Annotated in this window: 20 protein-coding genes; 4 read left to right on the forward strand and 16 right to left on the reverse strand. The window is 49.7% G+C overall.

Translation table 11 applies throughout. The features are described from left to right. Nucleotides 1-26: 26 nt before the first annotated feature. Complete coding sequence (locus B8987_RS16270; protein ID WP_020374878.1) at nt 27-971, forward strand: LysM peptidoglycan-binding domain-containing protein; 945 nt, start codon at nt 27-29, stop codon at nt 969-971. Here the strand turns inward: B8987_RS16270 and miaA are convergent. The 4 genes from miaA to B8987_RS16290 are packed head-to-tail and all read right to left on the reverse strand — an operon-like array spanning nt 968 to nt 6,933. After that, entirely contained in the window at nt 968-1,915 is a 948-nt protein-coding gene (gene miaA / locus B8987_RS16275) for a tRNA (adenosine(37)-N6)-dimethylallyltransferase MiaA (RefSeq protein WP_020374877.1), read from the reverse strand. The genes B8987_RS16270 and miaA overlap by 4 nt on opposite strands. Beyond that, on the reverse strand, nt 1,899-3,626 hold the full coding sequence (gene mutL / locus B8987_RS16280; protein WP_020374876.1) for a DNA mismatch repair endonuclease MutL: 1,728 nt from the start codon (nt 3,624-3,626) through the stop codon (nt 1,899-1,901). Before mutL ends, miaA begins: the two co-directional genes overlap by 17 nt. Then, entirely contained in the window at nt 3,623-6,181 is a 2,559-nt protein-coding gene (gene mutS / locus B8987_RS16285) for a DNA mismatch repair protein MutS (RefSeq protein WP_020374875.1), read from the reverse strand. Before mutS ends, mutL begins: the two co-directional genes overlap by 4 nt. Beyond that, nucleotides 6,178-6,933, reverse strand: a complete 756-nt coding sequence (locus B8987_RS16290) for a Ppx/GppA phosphatase family protein (protein WP_020374874.1) — start codon at nt 6,931-6,933, stop codon at nt 6,178-6,180. Before B8987_RS16290 ends, mutS begins: the two co-directional genes overlap by 4 nt. Before the next feature lie 86 nt (nt 6,934-7,019). Between B8987_RS16290 and B8987_RS16295 the strand changes: the two genes are divergently transcribed. From B8987_RS16295 to B8987_RS16305, 3 genes are all read left to right on the forward strand, one after another. Beyond that, a complete protein-coding gene (locus B8987_RS16295; protein WP_026040656.1) occupies nt 7,020-7,541 on the forward strand; it encodes a transcription repressor NadR in 522 nt (173 codons plus the stop codon). Between the two features lie 50 nt (nt 7,542-7,591). Further along, nucleotides 7,592-8,830, forward strand: a complete 1,239-nt coding sequence (locus tag B8987_RS16300) for a D-alanyl-D-alanine carboxypeptidase family protein (RefSeq protein ID WP_242823960.1) — start codon at nt 7,592-7,594, stop codon at nt 8,828-8,830. 114 nt (nt 8,831-8,944) lie between these two features. Further along, nucleotides 8,945-9,541: a DedA family protein gene (locus B8987_RS16305; protein WP_020374871.1), complete on the forward strand. Its 597-nt coding sequence runs from the start codon at nt 8,945-8,947 to the stop codon at nt 9,539-9,541. Here the strand turns inward: B8987_RS16305 and B8987_RS16310 are convergent. From B8987_RS16310 to B8987_RS16365, 12 genes are all read right to left on the reverse strand, one after another. Then, nucleotides 9,480-10,079, reverse strand: a complete 600-nt coding sequence (locus tag B8987_RS16310; protein WP_020374870.1) for a hypothetical protein — start codon at nt 10,077-10,079, stop codon at nt 9,480-9,482. The genes B8987_RS16305 and B8987_RS16310 overlap by 62 nt on opposite strands. A 9-nt stretch (nt 10,080-10,088) precedes the next feature. Next, a complete protein-coding gene (locus B8987_RS16315; protein WP_020374869.1) occupies nt 10,089-11,165 on the reverse strand; it encodes a glycosyl hydrolase family 18 protein in 1,077 nt (358 codons plus the stop codon). Between the two features lie 61 nt (nt 11,166-11,226). Next, nucleotides 11,227-11,445, reverse strand: a complete 219-nt coding sequence (locus B8987_RS16320) for a hypothetical protein (RefSeq protein WP_020374868.1) — start codon at nt 11,443-11,445, stop codon at nt 11,227-11,229. Nucleotides 11,446-11,587: 142 nt separating this feature from the next. Next, nucleotides 11,588-13,054: a leucyl aminopeptidase gene (locus B8987_RS16325; RefSeq protein WP_020374867.1), complete on the reverse strand. Its 1,467-nt coding sequence runs from the start codon at nt 13,052-13,054 to the stop codon at nt 11,588-11,590. 11 nt (nt 13,055-13,065) lie between these two features. After that, on the reverse strand, nt 13,066-14,046 hold the full coding sequence (locus B8987_RS16330) for a dipeptidase (RefSeq protein WP_020374866.1): 981 nt from the start codon (nt 14,044-14,046) through the stop codon (nt 13,066-13,068). Nucleotides 14,047-14,060: 14 nt separating this feature from the next. Beyond that, nucleotides 14,061-14,840: a TIGR00282 family metallophosphoesterase gene (locus B8987_RS16335; protein WP_020374865.1), complete on the reverse strand. Its 780-nt coding sequence runs from the start codon at nt 14,838-14,840 to the stop codon at nt 14,061-14,063. Nucleotides 14,841-14,881: 41 nt separating this feature from the next. Beyond that, nucleotides 14,882-15,394: a hypothetical protein gene (locus B8987_RS16340; RefSeq protein ID WP_020374864.1), complete on the reverse strand. Its 513-nt coding sequence runs from the start codon at nt 15,392-15,394 to the stop codon at nt 14,882-14,884. Between the two features lie 110 nt (nt 15,395-15,504). Continuing rightward, a complete protein-coding gene (locus tag B8987_RS16345) occupies nt 15,505-15,795 on the reverse strand; it encodes a YfhL family 4Fe-4S dicluster ferredoxin (protein ID WP_020374863.1) in 291 nt (96 codons plus the stop codon). Between the two features lie 2 nt (nt 15,796-15,797). Then, nucleotides 15,798-16,271 (reverse strand): regulatory protein RecX, encoded by a 474-nt coding sequence (locus B8987_RS16350; protein WP_020374862.1) that lies wholly within the window; start codon nt 16,269-16,271, stop codon nt 15,798-15,800. Beyond that, complete coding sequence (gene recA / locus B8987_RS16355; RefSeq protein ID WP_020374861.1) at nt 16,252-17,289, reverse strand: recombinase RecA; 1,038 nt, start codon at nt 17,287-17,289, stop codon at nt 16,252-16,254. The genes B8987_RS16350 and recA overlap by 20 nt, the downstream gene beginning before the upstream one ends. Before the next feature lie 73 nt (nt 17,290-17,362). Then, nucleotides 17,363-18,949, reverse strand: a complete 1,587-nt coding sequence (locus B8987_RS16360; protein ID WP_020374860.1) for a DEAD/DEAH box helicase — start codon at nt 18,947-18,949, stop codon at nt 17,363-17,365. Between the two features lie 11 nt (nt 18,950-18,960). Continuing rightward, on the reverse strand, nt 18,961-20,232 hold the full coding sequence (locus B8987_RS16365; protein WP_020374859.1) for a CinA family nicotinamide mononucleotide deamidase-related protein: 1,272 nt from the start codon (nt 20,230-20,232) through the stop codon (nt 18,961-18,963). Nucleotides 20,233-20,287: the final 55 nt, after the last annotated feature.

Here is a 20,287-nt window from a genome sequence, read left to right on the forward strand (position 1 = left end):
AATTCATTAATGACGGAGGGATGTGAATGATTCAAGCGCCACCTATGCGCTCGTGGGTTAGAAATGCTAGTCGTTGGCCGCTTCGTATCATCGCCGGGGTCTTTGCCCTCAGTTTAACCACCGTAATGCACGGCACTCTCACCCCCAATGTCAGCCGGTCCAATCCCACGGATGCGCCGAAGCCAACGCACGTAGAACCGGCACCGATTCCTAAAAATCGTCCCCTTCCTGTTATTAAACCGATGCCGAAACCCTTGACGCGCCCACCCAGGGTGTATCACATTCAATGGGGCGATTCGCTGTGGGCAATTTCAAACAAATTCCATGTATCAATTCAGGAACTGGAAGAACTGAATCATTTGACTTCAACGACCATCTACGCCGGTCAAACCCTGCTTATCCCCCAAACTTATGTCGTAAAACCCCACGACACATTAAATACTATTGCGCGTCAGTTTAAAGTCTCGCTGGTGGCGTTGTGGCATGAAAATCGTTTATTGACGGATAAACTGCAACCCGGGCAAACATTGGTCATTCCCTATACGGGACAAGCGGTCGCTAGCTACCAGGCACCCGCCGCGCCGCTCGCCTCGCCAACAAGCCCTTCCCTTCCCTATTCACGGGAGGACTTTCGCTTGCTCGCTCATTTAGTCCATGCGGAAGCCGGGAATCAGCCCTTCATTGGTCAAGTTGCTGTCGCTGCCGTCGTTCTCAACCGTCTTAAAACACCAGGTTTTCCGAAAACCATTCCCCAAGTCATTGAGGAACCCGGGCAGTTTGAATCAGTAAGCAATGGCACCATTTGGAGTCCCGCTAACTCGATAGCCTATTTGGCTGTGAGTGCGGCCCTAAAGGGGTGGGATCCCACCCACGGCGCCCTCTTTTACTATAATCCGTCCTTACCCTATGATAACTGGATGAATAGCCTACCCATCACCGCCGTAATCGGTGACCAAGTATTTTGTCGTTAACGAGATAAATGAAACGTTTGTTGCGCGTGTTGAACAATTTGTTGAATCACACGGTCTGTGCCAAACAACGATAAATCCAACCATCGTGCCATTTTTTCCGATCGAAACCAGGTCAGTTGCCTTTTCGCGTATTGTTTCGTATGTAAAATAATGAGTTGGTTACGCTCCGTCTCCGAAGACAAGCCGTAAGCCCAGTCAACCGTTTCTCGATAACCGATTGCCGATAACGCTTGTGATTTGCGGGGAACTCCCTGCTTTAATAGAGCTAGCACTTCATCCGCAAGTCCCGCTGCAAGCATTTGCTCTGTTCGTATTTCGATTCGTTGATGGAGTTCTCGCAAGGGCCTGGTCAACACCCAATACGCCACATGATAAGGACTGTCGTGACCGGTCCGCGGAAGAGGTTTGCCTGTACTCCAAAACACTTCTAATGCACGGGTTAACCGGTGGTGATCTTGCGGAGCAATAGCCTGGTAGCTTACCGGGTCCACGGTTTTAAGCAACTCACGAATGAGTTCCCAGCCATGTTCATCGCCAATCATCCGAATATGATGGCGAAGAATGCGGGATAACTCGGGATTTTGCGGCGAAAACAAGTAGTTTTGAACCAGCGCGCGAATCCATAATCCGGTACCTCCGACGAGAATCGGTAGATGACCGCGGCCGGCAATCTCGGCAATAACTTGTTTGGCGTACGCCTGATAATCTGCAACCGAAAAAGCCGACCATGGACTCACAATATCGATTCCAAAGTGCGGAATGTTTTGGCGATCTTCGGGGGCTATTTTAGCCGTTCCAATATTAAGTCCTTGAAAAACTTGTCCTGAATCGCAGGACACAATTTCTCCATGGAGTGCTTGCGCTATAGAAAGGCTAATTTCCGTCTTCCCCACGGCCGTCGGCCCGGCCAAAATGAGTAGCGGTTGTTTACCCCTTTCGTCCAAAACGGCGGTCAACCTCCTCTAGCGTCAGATGCAGTGTAGTGGGCCGTCCATGGGGACATCCCCTCGGATCATCGACCGTTGCCATCATGTCCAGCAAGGCTTGCATTTCGTCAATGGTTAGTACCCGGTAGGCTTTGATAGCGGCCTTGCAGGCGGCTAAGGCGTATCGGGTTTCTTGCGTCCAAAATATGGGATGATCATGGTGATGTTCGCCATCGGTTAAGGATTCGAGAACGGTACGGATAATGCCACCGCTATCGCTAGAGGAATTCATAAGACCTTGAGGAATTGCTCGAACCATTAAGGTGGTGCCCCCCACTTCTGTAATATCAAAACCCATTTCAAAAAACATGTCGCGATACTCGCGCCATTTAGCCCATTCGCCCGGTAAACACGTATAGGTATAAGGAATTAAAAGCGGTTGCGCCACCAAGATTTCTTGGCCCTGACGACGAAACTGTTCATAGTATACCCTCTCATGAGCAGCATGCTGATCAATGAGATAAAGACCTAAAGGACCTTGAGCAATAATGTACTTCGCTTGCCACTGAGCCAAGGGAATTAAGGCTTTGTATTCATCGTGTAAGACGGGAACAGCCCCGGGACCCGTGTCCGGTGACCAATTCCACGACGGCATGGACGACTCCGAATCTTGCCATGATACATAAAGTTGTGCGGGCTTCTCAATGCTGACAGAGGCGACCGATAGAGGTTCCGAAGGTGAATTGGCAGCCAAAGAGGCTTGCACGGCATGGTATAATTTTCCGGCAATAAACCGTTCATGGTCTAAACGCACTTCCGATTTCGTCGGATGGGCATTGGGATCGACTTCCGATCCATCCACGGTAATGAAAAGCCAAAAATACGGGTAACGCCGATCGGGAAGATGAGGACGAAACGCCTCTTCGATGGCATTTCGTAAAACCCAATTGTTAACCCAACGCCGATTAATGTATAAACTTTGCCCCTGCCGTGTTCCCCGGTTTTTTATCGCAGGACAAACGAATCCTTGAATGATGAGTCCCTCTTGTTCGTATTGAACGGGTAATAAGCTATCCGCAATCTCGCTGCCAAACAATTGCAGGATGACATCTGGAACTTGCCCATTCCCTAGGGTATGCCACAAGATTTTTTCGCCGTCGCGCAGTGTTATGGCCACGTCGGCATACCCGATCGCATAATGCTGCAATAATTGCTGGATGGCCCCCAGTTCCGCATGGGCCGATTTAAGGGCTTTCAACCGCGCTGGCACATTAAAAAATAATTCCTCGACCCGGATCAATGTTCCTTCAGCCATGGGCGTCGGAACTAATTCGCCAATCTGGCCCCCATCAACGACCAGGTGAAACCCATAAGCCTGGTCGCGGAGACGGGAGAACAAATGGGTACGGCTGACGGCGGAAATTGCTGCCAGGGCTTCTCCACGAAACCCCAGGGTCATTGACCGGGTTAAGTCCTCTAACACCTCGATTTTTGAGGTGGCGTGCCGCCGAACCGACAAAACAAGGTCCTCCCCATCCATGCCCAGCCCGTCGTCTTGCACGGCAATAAGCTGCCTTCCTCCATCTTCAATTTGCACATCAATATGTGTCGCCATGGCATCGAGACTATTTTCGACGAGTTCTTTGACAACGGATGCGGGACGCTCCACCACTTCACCCGCAGCAATCTGGTCGGCAACCAAGGGATCGAGAATGTGGATTCGACTCATCCGCTACTCCTTTCATCCAAACTTGCCCGCTTCACGCGCTCGCGCCAGTCTTGAAGCCATAGCCATGCTTCACGAGGAGAAAGGTCATCCAACTCGAGAAGTCTTAACGCATCCAGCAATTCTTGTCCTAAGGGATCAGGGCGAAACCAGGTGACTTGTTGTACAGGTTGCGTTAATTCCTGCGTCTGTTCTTCCCACATCGTTAACAGATGACGCGCCCGCGTGAGCAATGTTTTAGGAAATCCTGCTAATTCAGCAACCTCAACCCCATAGGAACGCGATGCGGCACCACTGATGATACGGTGCGTAAAGACCAATTGTCCGGTTTTCGGGTCATGAATCACTTCCACGGTAAAATTAACCATGCGTGGATGGCTATCTGCCAACTGGGTGAGTTCATGGTAATGAGTTGCGAACAAGGTTAAAGGTGCCGAGGGCGTTGCCAGACGTTCGACAACGGCCTGAGCAATCGCCATCCCATCAAAGGTTGAGGTCCCCCGTCCCAGCTCGTCCAAAATAACCAGGCTTTCGCGATCGCTTTGGCGCAGGATCCACGCCATTTCTTCCATTTCTACCATGAACGTACTTTGGCCTCGATAAATATCATCGTCCGCACCAATTCGGGCGTAAACACCCGAAAAAACGGGTAGACGCAGATACTCACACGCCACCGGAGCTCCAATATGCGCCATAATCACATTAAGGGCTAACGCCCGCATAAACGTGGACTTGCCTCCCATATTCGGTCCGGTAATCAGCATGACCCGGAGATCTTCGGGTAATGTAACGGATGTCGGCACAAAATGCGGCGTTAGGGTCTCTAAAATGGGATGCCGCAACCCCGTGATTTCCATATCCCGTGTTGAACCGTCCTGCCACTCAGGAAAAGTATAAGAACGCATGACCGCCACTTCAGCTACCGCACTATACACATCTAGTGTCGCCAACCAACGGGCTAGCTGATTTAAAGGTTCACTATGCGTTTGCACGAGTAAAAGGAGTTCCCGACCCCGTTCATATTCCAGCGTTTTGACACGATCTAAAGCTTCCAAAATCGTCCGCTCGAGGTCCAAGAGAGCATCACTGGTATAACGTTCAGCATTCGCCATTGTCTGCCGCCGTCGCCAGTCTTCGGGAACTTTGTGAGTTTGTCCCCGGCTCACTTCCAAGTAATAGCCAAAGGTGCGGTGATATCCCACTTTCAATGTTTTGATTCCCGAACGATCTTTTTCATCTTGTTCAAGGGCTGCCAGTGCTTCCCGTTGATTCGTAATGATCGACCGCAGGCGATCGATCTGGGCATCTACACCCTCTTGAATAATGTTGCCCTCATCCCACTTATTCGGCACGTCCTCTTTCAGCACGCGTAATCGTAACAAGATGTCTGAAATCACATCCAATGGGGGCAGAACTGGCAAAAGATCTGGCGGCATATCCTGCACCATCTGATAGATGTCCAAACTTGTGGCTAAGGTTTTAGCGATAGCCACGAGATCTTTGGGTGTGGCCATACCTAGAGCCACCCGGGAAACCTTTTTGGAAAGATCGCCTAGGATTTGTAACCGTTCGCGAACTTGTTTACGCACAGCAAGCCGTGTCATAAACCATTTGATAGCCTGCTGGCGCAATAAAATTTGGCTTTGGCATGTTAAGGGTCGTTCCAACCACGCTGCTAACAAGCGCGAACCCATAGGCGTCAGCGTCTTATCTAAAATAGAGAGAAGACTCGGACCGTCATTAGACAACACATGTAACTGATTCAAAGTTCGCGCGCTCACCGCCATTTGTTGGCCGGGATGAAACCACAAAATATTGGTCAAGTGCACCGGTTCACGGTGTTCCAAGTCGGTTAAATAGCGCCACAGTACAAAAAGTGCAGCCTGCGCCGTAGGGTGTTCGACCAGTCCAAAAGTGCGTAACCCGGCGGTTTTGAATCTCTGCGCCAAAAATTGCTCTAGGTCCCTGGGGGACAATATTTTATTAAACCATGATCCATCCGAAACAGCCTTACCCGCTAAAAGAATATCCGTTTCCCAATTCGTCAAGTATTCTTGGGGATGCCACCGTTCCCACTCTTCTTGAATCCATGTCGCCATTCGGGCATTGACCCGTTGTTCCGTGAAATATACCGAGCCCGTGGCCAATTCCGCGATAACCAAAGCCCAATCACGCTTGGTCACATAGAGAACAGCAAAGCGTGTGGGCTTGTCGTCCGCTTCATCAACAAAGGTCCCCGGTGACACCACCCGAATAATTTCTCGCTCGACTAAGCCCTTCGCAAAGCGAGGATCTTCCATTTGTTCAGCAATGGCAATGGTAAAACCTTTCTCTACCAACTTGCGCAAGTATTGGTCTACCGCGTGATAGGGAACCCCACACATCGGCGTCACTTTATCTCGGGTAGTTAATTGCACATCCAAGATCGGTGCCGCAATTTCTGCATCCTCACCAAATAGTTCGTAAAAATCTCCTAACCGGAAAAACAACAGGGCTTCCGGATGTTGTTGTTTCAATCGTTGATACTGTTCTTGCATTGGTGTCAGTTTAGCGGTCATAAATCACTTGTCCCCGTTTCCTGATCCTTGCCCAAAGCACAGGCCAACCAAATCCCTTGGAGAAAACCATAAGGGGAATAGGTTACCTTAGACCAGCGATAATGTCGCATAATCTCCTGAATGACCTTCAGACCGTTCGGAAAAATAGCCTTTCTCACCGGATCCATAAAATTGAGACGCTCAGGATGGCTTATGATGTGTTCCGCTACGCTTTCAATATCCGTTAGCGGCATGACCCGTTGCCCAATGAGTAACGACAAGGCATGGGCTGTTCCTCCCACCACATATGGCTCTTCGGCGTGAATATCTTGAGGCCACTCGAGTGGACGAGGGGTGGTGGCTGCCCCAATAGGCAGGGAGATAATATGCTGGGAGGAGGCAAATTCCGTACTTCCGCCCCCGATGTCGATAATCCAATCCATTTGAGGTTCTAAGGCTTTCACAGCGAACCACGTTAAATGTCCTTCCATCTGCCCGTCAATAGGCCATAGAGGCCATCCCCAGCGATGAATAGATGTGGCGAGATGTGGCAACTGGCGAATCGCCTCACCGCCTGCCGCCAATCGTCTTGGACAGTGAAACTGGTCTGCTAGTTGGGTAAATCGTGCCAAGGTTTGGTCCAACTGAACGGGCGCATCCTTTGCAAATAGATTCACCACCGATTGCTCATAAACTATCGGCGTAGAGAGATTGTTGGCAATCAATAAAGCCGTCGTCGTCGACCCAATTTTTAAGACTGCGATGGCACTCATGGTATCTCCTTGTCTGTGATAGATTGCTCGGCTGTCTTCAATGTGTCAGTATTATAGCAAATTCTTGTTTAGAGGCAGGCATGAGCATGACCGGAGAGGAAAGACGAGCATGGCTTAAAGATCATCTAAAAGGCACTACGCCTATAGCGGGTCATGAATTATCGGCGTTATTAGGCGTGAGCCGCCAAGTCATTGTCCAAGATATTGCCCTGTTGCGTGCCGAGGGCTATCCCATTATCTCCACTCCGCGGGGCTACTTGTTTTGGGAAAAACCGACGGGAAGCATCCGCACAGTCGTTGCGGTGAAACATGCCTCGTCCCCTGAGGTAGTGCGGGAAGAATTGACCACAATGGTGAAGAGTGGTGTCACTGTCGTTAATGTCATTGTCGCCCATCCATTATACGGGGAACTGGTGGGAAACTTAAACTTAAGCACTCTGGACGATGTCGACCGCTTTATGCAAAACATGCAACAAATGGGAGCGAGCTTACTATCGGAGCTCACCGACGGTGTACATCTTCACACTCTCGAAGGAGCGCCCGACACGATTGAACGGGCAAAATGGGCCCTCGCGCATAAAGGATTTTTATTGCAAGCGAGTTCATGACGCGGGTAAAATAAACAGATGGAATTTTCGCGGGAAGGAATTGTCAAAGCTTGAACACAAGACGGAGAATTGCATTAGCGCTAACATCCATACTGGGGACTTTTGCTCTGTCCACGTCCGTGTATGCGGCGTCTGCACCACCCACCCCTCCATCGCTATCCGCCCAGGGAGCCATTTTAGTTGATGCCAATACCGGACAAATTCTCTATGGCCGCCATATCCGGCAAGAATTTTATCCGGCATCCATCACCAAGATCATGACAGCCTACCTGGCCATTACTCACGGCTGGAACAAAACGGTGCATGTGTCGGTAGAAGCCCAAAATCAACCGGGATCCAGTTGCTATCTCCGCGCCGGACAGGCCTACCCCATGCCCCGCGTCGTGACCGCCATGATGATGGTCTCGGGTAATGATGCCGCCTATGCCATTGCGCAGACTGTTGGAGGAAGTGTTCCTCATTTTGTGCAAATGATGAACCAAACGGCACAGAGGTGGCATGCCCCAGGCATTCATTTTGCCAATCCCAGCGGTCTACCCAATCCTCATCACGTCGTGAGTGCATTGGGCATGGCCATTATTACCGAGCATGCCATGGCTAATCCTATCTTTCGGCAAATCGTTGCCACCAAAGTTGCGTCATTACCACCCGATCCCACGCCCCGCATTTATTACAACCAAAATCGCCTCCTTTATACTTACCCGGGCGCTATCGGCGTCAAAATTGGATATACCATCGAAGCCGATGAAACGATTGTCGGCGCAGCCCAGCGTCACGGTGTGACGCTTATTGAAGTCTTATTAAAAGATACGCCCGCAGGATTATGGCCCGATGCTGCCAACTTATTAAACTGGGGATTTCAACATTTTTCATTAGTGCATCCCATCAAAGCCGGAGCTATTTTGGGCACTGTTGACATCGGCCACCGCCCGATATTGGTGAAAAGTGGAGCGAATTTAAACTATTTAGCCTATCCGGGCGAATCGATTCACCCCATACTCCACTTTGTTCCTAACAATCATTTAGCATCCAAACCGATTACGCGCAATGAACTAGTTGGCTCGGTTCAAATCAGTATTAATGGACAAGATGTTGGGTCTTTACCCCTCATCAGTTTGTCCACCATGGCTCCATACCAAAAATCTTTCGTCTGGCGGTGGAAATGGATCGAATCGACCCTAGCCGTGATGATTTTGATAAAATTGCTTTCTCGTTATCGCTCTCGCTATCGCCGGCGGAAAACCTTGCGTGTAAATCCCTGGCATCTACGAGGTAGTGACTCGCGCTAAAAATCGGCCAGGCGTTGTTCGATATTCAGCATTTTTTCATAAACATAAAGTATTCTCGCAGAGCGCACGGCTTGGCGCTGGTGCAAAACCCGATAAACGAAAAGGAGAATAACCGTGGCGATTGTGCACAGTATTACCAATGGACTTTTAGCGCTGGGTGTGATGGGCGTATTTATTGGAATGTTTTTAGAAAGCGCTTATATCCCAGTGCCTTCCGAAATCATTTTACCGTACGCGGGCTATCTGGTTTTTTTGCATCGCGCCACATTATTAGAGGCCATGCTGGCGGGACTTCTTGGAGGAATTTTTGGCGCCGTGTTTGCCTATTGGATAGCTCGTTACGGTGGGCGTCCTCTCATCGAACGTTATGGCCGCTACGTTTTCATTCATCACAAGCAAATTGATCGTGCCGATGCCTGGTTCCGGCGACACGGCGATGGCGCGGTTTTTTTTGGACGCCTATTACCCGGTATTCGCACCTATATTTCCTTACCGGCTGGCGTTGCAGCCATGCCATTTGGGCGCTTTTTTCTGTTCTCCCTTTTAGGCGCATTGCCATGGACGGTGCTGTTTACCTATATTGGATTTGTCCTTGGTCATAATTGGCAGCATATTGGCAAGCTGGGCGAATATTTTGCAGGATTTGTTCTTATTCTCTTCGTGGCTTGGCTGGCCATGTTGTGGAAAGGTCGCGCCAAAGCCAATCGCTAATTTCCCACCAAATGAGCCAGGGGATCATCCACCAAACATAGGGAACGGGGGGCCATGATAGAGGCCAAAGAGCTCGACTCAAATCTTCAAACCCCACCGCTCCTAAGCTGACGATGCGAAGAACGTCTCCCCACCGGGCAAAAGGATTTAGCCAATCTTGCAACGCATAGGGTAGAACAAGCCCCGCAAGAAAGCCAGCGAAAATTCCTACCAGATCGCTTGTTCCGACCATTAACATAAAGAGGGTGCCAGCGGCCTCTAGGGGTTCGACCCACGTTGCCGTAAGTATGCGGTTGGCCGTTTGATGATGATGAATGTCCATGGCCGCCTTTGTAACGAGGATGAGACCGGCCGCAAACCACCATCCTTGTAAGGATATACTCGCTGTGGTGTGCCACAATAAAAATAGCAACACAAAGATTAAGATCCAGGCCAGCACTGTAGAAAGATGGTGAACGATACGTCCTTGGTGATATAGCCCCGTGCCACCTTGAAATCCAACAAGCAAGGCCGATCCCAATACCCAAAATTCCTTCACGCTATCCCTCTACTTTCGTGGAATCACGGACCAAAAATTCGGCTCTTCGAAACCCAAACGCCATAACGAAATCCCTGCAAGATGATCGTGACGGGCCAAATTAATGCGGGCCTGTGCCGAACGCGTGCCCATGTAATAGACAATATGCTTGATGCCCGAAGCGGCAGTATAAGTAAACCAGTTTTGGGAATCCAGATAATTATAGTGGGCATGGACTCCATATTTATGAAGTAACTGGGGAACCTCTTCATCAGGTACGGTTTTGGCGGGACCTGCATGCCCATTATCAACCCAGTCATAACCATACATACCGATTGCCAGCACAATTTTACTTGCCGGCACCTGTTTCAGTGCGGCCTTAATGTTGTCTTGAACCCACCCAAAAGGGGCCACGGGACCAGGCGGTCCACCGCTATAGTGGTGATCATAAACCATCACCACCAAATAATCAGCCGCCTTAGCCAGGGCGGAGTAATCATCGGCCCCATTAATCGAATAGGGTAATCCCACCAGCGGAAAGACAGAGACACCAATCGTTTTATGGAGCGCATGCAGCTTGCTCGCCAAGTCCGTCACAAATAGAGACAAACCTGCCCGCGCACTGGGCTTAAGTAATTCGAAATCGATATTGACCCCATCTAGGTGATCTGTTTTTACGACCGACACTATATTTGTAATCGCTTGTTGCCTGGAGGCGGCCGTTAAGAGGACTTGCGAACTGCCTCCCGCATTGGTAAACAGGGGCATCACCGCCACATGGTGCTGATGCGCGAGATGGACAACGTAATTGTCATACCCGATATCTGTAACACTTCCACTGGGATTAACCTGGAACCAACGGGGGCTTACCGTCGTGAGTTGGTTGAGATGAGCTTGAAACGAACTCTCAGAACCGGGATGACCACTAGCCGGCGAATAGTTTTGATAAAATCCAATCACTTGAAAGTGCGAAGAAGACGACGGGTTGACGCGTGATGGATGGCGTGTCAAGGTAATGAACAATATTATGACCAAAACACCGCCGAGTCCCCACGCGACCCAATGCTTATACTCACGCCACCATATTTCCCATGGTTTGTCCATCATATGTCTTCCCCCGTCCCTGATAATCTTTCTCTTGTAGTATGGTCGGGAGAAGGGAGTTCATTCAGCCACTGCGGTGGTGGGCATGATGCTGGCGAAGACGGGTCCGCAGAAGACGATTCTCGTGTTCCAGCCGCTGAATTCGCCATTGCTTTTCTTGGCTTTGTACGGTTAATAAATGCATGAGAACCCGGCGGCTAGACCGAAGACGTAATAATTTCTCCTGCAACGCCGCGATCTCTCCTTGTAACCGAACAATTTCTTCATTCGGATCGCGATACATCTGTGTGTCCCTTCTTTCCGCCATTTGGTTGTTCTTGACCTAGTATACCGTTTTGCCTGGGAAAATATTCCTGAGCCGAATCCAACAAAAAGCAAATCCCCTGGATCAGAGATGTCCAGGGGATTTCATTTGGGAGAGAAACTTAGGCAAGCATATGCGCTAATTCCACAAAAGTCCGAACCATAACGCCCGTGGCACCATCCACAGCGTTCAGCGGTCCTTCTTTCGTCCATGCCGTTCCGGCAATGTCCAAATGGGCAAAGGGAATACCGCCCGCAAATTCCCGAATAATCATACCCCCGGTAATGGTGCCAGCGTCCCGCCCAGGAGAATTTTTAATATCCGCCACTTTTGATTTGTATAGCTCTTTGTACTCAGGGTAAATTGGTAAGCGCCAAATGCGTTCACCTACCTTGTCCCCCGCTTCAATCACCTGCTCCGCCAATTTATCATCATCCGCGACAAGTCCTGTGGCTTCATGCCCCAACACGACCAAAACAGCCCCGGTCAAGGTCGAAGTCTCCACAATCCAATTGGGCCGCAAATGTGCCGCATAACTGACGGCATCGGACAAGGCTACGCGACCTTCTGCATCGGTATTGGTGATCTCGATGGTCTTCCCGTTAAAGGCCCGAACAACGTCCCCCGGTTTGTAGGCCGATCCCGATGGCATATTTTGAGCGATAGCCATTAAACCGATGACGTTTACCGACGGTTTGGTCTCGGCAATCGCACACATCGCTCCTAAAACAGCGGCGGCACCCAACATGTCATATTTCATGTCTTCCATTCCGGCAGATGGTTTCAAACTAATCCCACCGGAATCGAAGGTAATACCTTTTCCGACCAGAGCTAATGTCTTATCAGCATGTGCATCATAACGCATCAGGACGAGACGCGGCGGATACACACTACCTTGTCCGACCCCTAATAAGGCCTCCATGCCCAATTCCTTAAGGCGCATTTCATCAAACACTTCCACACTAAACCCATGACGGCGGCCCGCATCCACCGCTTCTTCAGCGAGAAGCTCCGGATACAATTTATTCGACGGGCGAAATCCTAAATCCCGTGTATAGTTTTGCGCGTTGGCGACCACTAACCCCACGTCGACCCCCTCTTGCGCCGATTCCACGTGGCCAATATTGGTCAAATATAAATCGGCCACGTGTCGGTCGACGGGTTCCTGATGGTATCCAGCGAATTTCCACGATCCCAAGACCCATCCTTCTGTCGCAGCCAATGCCGCATCTTTTTCGGAAAAACTTCCTTGGGGCAATGCCGCGGCGACCGATTGCACTTTCATTTTTTCGCTAATCTGGGCAAGTTGTCCAAAAACTTTTCGTACAACATTCGCGGTCAATTCGGATTGTTTTCCTAACCCGATAAATACCACGCGCCGAGTAAGCACACCTGGGACGGGCAATGCAGTGAGCGTCTGTAACAATTTTCCCTCAAATTCCCCCCGTGCCATCGCATCGCTTAAAAGGGTTTGGTAGGCTTCAGGCATATGTTCGCGGTCGGTCCCGTTCTCATTTTCATAGACTCCTACTGCCACGAGTTCAGCCGGAACCTTAAAACGGTCATCGACCTTTAACTGCACTTTCACGTTGTATCCTCCTATGTGTTTGAATTGAAGTCAGACCACCGTTCCAAAAAGAATCGCAGATAATTTCCCCCGAAAATACGATCAATAGTCTCGTCGGGAATTCCACGATCACTCATGCGGTCCGCCAATACTGATAAACGGGTAACATCTTCGAGGCCTGTCACCGGTTTTTCCACACCGTCAAAGTCAGAACCGAGGCCAAGATGCCGATCATCACCAACCAAATCTAAATGATGTTGGGCATGGTCCACCACACGGTCGACATCCTGAGCACCGCCTAAGAATTCACGCACAAAAGTTAGCCCTTGAATACCGCCATGACGGGCAAGAGCGAGAATTTGGGCATCGGTCAGGTTCCGACGATGGTCAGCCAACGCGCGGCAATTGGAATGAGACGCAATCACGGGCCGTTGAGAAATTTCCATCACGTCCCAGAACGCTGCATGGCTCAAGTGCGACACATCTAAGACCATTCCGATCCGGTTAATTTCTTGGATAATTAGTCGACCAGCTCGGCTAACGCCACCGCCGCCGGGATCTTCCCCAGCGCCATCCGCTAACGCATTGCGTTCGTTCCATGTTAGACTCATGAGACGAAAGCCGAGCCGGTATAATACCCGCACAAGCCTAGGATCTGTTCCGACCGCTTCAGACCCCTCGATAGACATTACCACACCTATCTTATCAGAACTTAGCACCCGGTCCAGAGATGCTTTATCAAAGACGGGAACGACGTCGGATGAAGCCGCTTCGACTTCTGTATAAAATTGATCGACGAATGTCAATAAACGGGGAAGGGCGCGCTCGGGTTTAAATTCTGGTTCCACCCAACACGACAAAAATTGCAGTTTATGACCGGCTTGTTTCATGCGAGGAAAATCAAGCTGTCCCTCTTGGCTGGCTTCATATAAATGACGCTGACCTTTTAGAGCAGCTAATAGACTATCTGCATGCGTATCCACGACCGGCATTTCATGACCATGCCACAACACCGCGTCATCCCCCCTTATTCTCGATAGAAAATTCTTTTGACCTCACGCGCTCGACCGGACTGTTCATCAATATCGACAATCAGACCGCCGAATTGCCCTGGACCTGTCGCCGTATCAAAGCGTACGGGCATTTGCGTTTTCAATTTTTGAATAACTAATTCGGTTTTCACGCCAATGACGGAGTCCCTAGGACCTGTCATACCTAAATCCGTGATGAAAGCAGTACCTTGGGGTAAAATCCGTTCATCCGCAGTCTGCACATGCGTATGCGTTCCCACAACCACGGAAACTTTTCCATCCAAATACCACGCCAAGGCTGCCTTTTCCGATGTTGTTTCGGCATGGAAATCCACTAAAATCACCCGCACCTCGGGAGCTAAACTGTCAAGGACCCGGTCAATGGCCGCAAACGGATCATCATATTGAAAAGGCATGAATGCGCGTCCCGCCAGATTAATCACGGCTACAGGAATGCCGTGAATGCCAGTGACCACATAGCCGTGTCCTGGAGTTCCTAGAGGCAAATTCAGAGGCCGCAGTAAGGCAGGGACATCATCGAGAAACTCCAAAACTTCTTTTTTGTCAAAAATATGGTTGCCCGATGATAAAACGTCCACGCCCGACGCCAGAAGATCATCCATGATTTCGTGGGTCAATCCATTTCCCCCGGCTGCATTTTCCCCATTTGCCACAACCAGCGTCACGCCATTTTCTGCCTTAATAATGGGAATAGCCGACTTCAACATGCGCCGGCCTACTTTTCCCACGACATCGCCTACCAATAAAACCTTCATCCTATCCTGCCTTTCACCGTGAGCAGATATCTGTGTGTTGTTTAGGTGTTAAACACGACCACCCGACCTTCATCGCGGAGCGCTACGAGATGACCGTGCGCGTCTTGACTTAAGGCCTCCAAGTTGGCCTGTATCGTTTCTTCTTGGAGCATCAGTTCTTCTTCCAATAAGTCATGGGTATCGGTAACCACATCTTGTTCGAACCAGTCGTGGAGCACTTCAATCATCATGCCCACTTCTTCCACCGATACGGTATCGATGTCGCGGCGGAGTTCAATAATGGTGGCTGTATCCCAATCCAAACGATCTAATTCAATCAGCGACAGAGGCCGACCTGTAACCCACCGGTAAGTTTGCAACACATCAACGAGCTGATCAGTTAATGCAGACCACGTTTCATCACCAATTGTTTTTCGAACAATAAATGTCATATTCAATGTTCGATCATCCGGATTAAACTGAACACTATTAATTTCCGGATAGCGCATCATTACCGTAATTAAAGCTCCCAGTCCTCGTGTGCTGCTTCCCCAACCTGACGATGATAGGTTCATTCGGCACCCTCCCTTTCCGGCCGTCAAACGCCTTTATGCTATCATACGTATCATCCAACGAATCAGTCAGTTTTTCCTATTTTTGACTAATGGATATTCCCTCCGACGTCTTATAACGTGGGAGGTTTCCATTTATCGGTATTTTCTAAATGACCATCAGGATATAATGACAGAAATTTTTCTTTTAATTCGGCAGCTGTTTCAGGATATTTGTCGTCTTTTACACACGCTTCTACTGGACACACATCCGCACATTGCTGGGTTGTATAAAAACCATAACACTCCGTACAATGTCCCGGATCAATCACATAGATATCTTCTGCCTCACTAATGGCTCCGTTAGGACATTCGGGTTCGCATGCCCCACACGAGATACATTCTTCAATGATTTTAAGAGCCACAGTTAACACTCCTTTTCTGTTGCTGGCGCATTATCCGGGCCTGCTAACTGCCATGCCACTGCCGTGGGAAATCCTCGACGGATTAAGTAGCGGCCAAACCGAAGTCGTTCCCGCGGTTCGTTCATATCGTACCGCTCCTCAAGAGCTTCGGCAATCTTTAGCCAATCAATCGCCTGGATTCGTTCTTGGAGGATGTTGTCCCAAATCTCGCGGGATAGTCCTCGTGACATCAGGCGGTGGCGAATCAAACCCGGCCCCATAGTTTGTGTCGCAAGACATTGTTCAATAATCTGGCGGGCAAGCCGGAAATCATCTAACCACCCTTCATCGATGAGCCGGCTTACCGTTTGTTCTACCAGAAGTTGATCATAGCCCTGTTCTCGCAGGCGTTTTGCCAGACACGCACTGCTATAGTCGCGATATCCCAACCAACGCAGTGCTTGAATGTAGGGATCTTTATTCGATGTCCTGCTCATCGGGGGTCCCTAACGACACTAAAGACGAACTGGCTTGGAAATGCTGGCGAATCTTTGCGTCCAGTTCTTGCGCAAGCTCAGGATTGTTTTTGAGAAATTCCCGGGTGTTTTCTCGCCCTTGGCCTAAGCGCAAATCACCATATGCATACCAGGCGCCGCTTTTTTGCACAAGACCAATTTCTACCGCAAGATCTAAGATACTGCCTTCGCGGGAGACGCCTTCCCCATATAAAATATCAAATTCTGCCTGTTTGAAGGGGGGAGCCACTTTGTTTTTTACCACTTTCACACGCGTTCGGTTCCCTACCACTTCTGTACCTTGTTTTAAGCTATCAATACGCCGGACTTCGAGCCGAATGGACGAATAAAATTTTAGGGCTCGTCCCCCCGGCGTGGTTTCGGGGTTTCCGAACATCACCCCAACCTTTTCACGTAGTTGGTTAATAAACACGGTCACGGTATTGGATTTGGAGATCGCCCCTGTTAACTTCCGCAACGCTTGAGACATTAATCGCGCCTGGAGTCCCACGTGGGCGTCCCCCATTTCTCCCTCGATTTCGGCCCGAGGAACAAGAGCCGCCACCGAGTCGACCACTACAATATCTACAGCGCCAGACCGGACAAGAGCTTCAGCGATTTCCAGGGCTTGTTCTCCAGTATCTGGCTGGGAAATTAACAAGTCATTGAGATTTACGCCAAGTTTTCTCGCATACAGCGGATCTAACGCGTGTTCCACGTCAATAAACGCCGCTACGCCCCCGGCTTTTTGGGCTTCAGCAATAGCATGCAAGGCTATAGTGGTTTTTCCAGAGGACTCTTGTCCATAAATTTCCACTACTCTGCCTCGGGGCAATCCCCCTACTCCCATCGCAATATCCAAGGGAAGGCAACCCGTCGAAATCACATCGATCGCAGTTTGCCCAGATGCTTCCCCTAATCGCATTATCGATCCTTTACCAAATTGTTTTTCAATTTGTGCGAGCGCCAGATCCAATGCCTTGTTCCGGTCCATCGCCATAGTTTCTTTTCCTCCCCTGCTAACCTAACTCACGAAACTATTCGCTAGAACCTCAATAATCTCCTCTATCTTTTTACCGCGGCCGAGCCGGCTCCATATTAACGGATTTTCCGCGAATAACAATAGAACCCATGTTTTGAAGAACTTTAGCGGCGGCATCTTTTGGCATTTCAACAAAGGTAAACCGGTCATAAATGTCAATGAGCCCGATTACACTTCCTGAAATATGAGCCCCTTCCGCTAATCCCCGAACAATATCCGCTGGGGAGACCCGGTCCATTCGACCAAGGTTCAAAAACAGCCGGACCATTCCGGGTTCAGCACCTGTCTCGCCAAATTCGCCTTCCACGGGCTGATCATGCCCTTTATCGAGCATTAATCGTAATGCGGCTGCCGCAATATCTACGCTATCATAGGATTGAGCTAATTCCATGACAATATCTTGATAGGCTGGCAACACGCCGCGTTCAATTTCATCAGCCAATCGATTTTTCAACGCTTCGCGTTGTTTCTCTGCCACATCCTCTTGGGTCGGCAAAGGACGACGTTGTAACCGCACCCGCAAAATCCGTTCCATTTGGCGAAATTGGCGAAATTCCTTGGGCAATACGAGAGTTATCGCGGTACCACTCCGCCCCGCCCGACCTGTTCGTCCAATACGGTGCACATAGGTTTCAGTATCTTGGGGAAGGTCATAATTAATCACATGCGTGACGTTATCAATGTCGAGACCGCGTGCGGCTACATCTGTCGCGACGAGAATCTCGCTCGCACCCTCTTTAAACCGCTTAAGAACACGATTTCTTTGGACCTGGTTCAAATCGCCATGAATAGCTTCAGCAGAATATCCCCGGGCTTGTAATCCCTCGGCCAATTCATCGACGCGTTTTTTCGTTCGGCAAAAGATGATCGTTCTTTCAGCGCTTTCCATATCCAAAATACGTGACAACCCATCAAGCTTTTCGTGCTCCCGCACTTCATAGTACACTTGTTCGATTTTGGGAACCGTTAGCCGTTCAGGACTAATCGAAATATGCTCAGGGTTTTTCAAATATTTCCGTGCCAATCGCGAAATGGCTTCCGGAACTGTCGCTGAAAACAGCATGGTCTGCCGTTCCGTAGGAATGTTTTGTAGAATAAACTCGACATCTTCGATAAATCCCATATCAAGCATTTCGTCGGCTTCATCTAAGACCACCATACGCACTGAATCCAGTTTCAACGTACCACGGCGGATATGATCCATGACACGTCCTGGCGTTCCAATGACCACTTGAGCGCCGTGCTCCAATGCTTTAATCTGACGATCATAAGATTGTCCCCCATAAATGGGTACGACTTTGACCCCAGAATGCCGCCCAATTTTTGTAATCTCTTCAGAGACCTGAATTGCCAACTCCCGGGTTGGCGCCATAACCAAAGCCTGAACCTTTTTGCTTCGGTGATCCAGCCGTTCAACGATAGGCACCCCGAAGGCTGCCGTTTTTCCTGTTCCGGTTTGGGCCTGACCAATCAAATCATGGCCTTCCAGAATTAAGGGAATCGTTTTGACCTGAATGGGGGAAGGCTCCTCAAAGCCCATTTCCTCCAATGCTTTGAGCACAGGCATGGATAACCCCATGCTTTTAAATGTTTCTAACTTTACGGATTCCTGTTCCATTGACGACTCCTTTATCGTGTGTTGATTTCATCAAAATTGGGGCGCGCATAAGATTCGGACAGACCTAGCATGTCCCATAACAAAGTCAGCGCCATTTCCACAGCGGCTTCCCGTACGCCTTCACGGTCAGCAGAAATGACGCGACGCCTCACTTCACTACCTTTTGGGCCTGCGACAGATGTATAAAACGTTCCCACCGGATTATCCGAATCTCCGCCCCCTGGTCCTGCATAACCGGTCGTACTGACACCCCAATGAGTGCCATACTTTTGTCGAATACTTTGTGCCATCGCTAAAGCACATTCAGCACTTACGGCTCCGTATTGTTCCAGAATACTTACCGGAACACCGTATAATGCTTTGATGCGATCAGTATATGCAACCGCTCCTCCAGCCACACATAGAGAAGCTCCCGGTACGTTAATCAATGTGGCCATGAATAATCCACCGGTTAAAGATTCCATGGCACTGATAGTTTCTTGTCGTTGACTGAGCGTCTCGATCAGAACCGTGGTACGATCAACATGCGTTAATTCGTATAAGCGGCTCGTCACACGTCCCTTAATCCAAGCCACGGCCCGTTCATTCAGCACCCACTGCTGTGGCGAAGTCGATGACTCCACCCGCACGTCGACTTGACCCGGTCGTGCATAAATGCCTGTTTTGGGATGTTGCCCTGAAAGCAAGGGTAGCAATTGATGTGCGATAACCGATTCATCCATATCAAAAGATGTTAAGGTTCTTCGAATCACCGGATGACTCAGCGGCCCTTGACGCAACCATGGCAATAAAAAATCACGAGCTACCCCTTGAAGTTCTCTGGGAGGACCAGGCAGGAGAACGGTCACGCCTGACACATCCTCGATGAGTTGCCCCGGGGCTTGCCCATGGGGATTTTGCCAGACTGTAGCTCCTGTAATCACTTGAGCTTGTCGCGACACAGATTCCTGCCAACCTATATTCCGTCCATGATGGGCAGCTATATAATCTATCGTGGTCGAATCTACGATGAGATCCCGGTGATAATAGCGAGCTACGGCGTCTTTGGTCAGATCATCGGCGGTCGGGCCTAATCCGCCTATCACAATCACGAGATCCACATGCTGATGCATCCACTCTAATGCTTGCGATATGGCCGTTACATCATCCCCAACAACCATGTGCCATTTGGTATGAATTCCGACCGATAACAGCTGTTGTGCCAGCCACGCGGCATTGGAATTGATCACTTCACCGCTTAAAACTTCATCGCCTACCGCCACGAGGCCGGCAAGATTAAACACGCCTGTCCCTCCGTACTATCAGGTATTATGATCATGCCATATTTAGGGTAGAAAT

This window comes from Sulfobacillus thermosulfidooxidans DSM 9293 (genome assembly GCF_900176145.1).
Taxonomy (GTDB): domain Bacteria; phylum Bacillota; class Sulfobacillia; order Sulfobacillales; family Sulfobacillaceae; genus Sulfobacillus; species Sulfobacillus thermosulfidooxidans.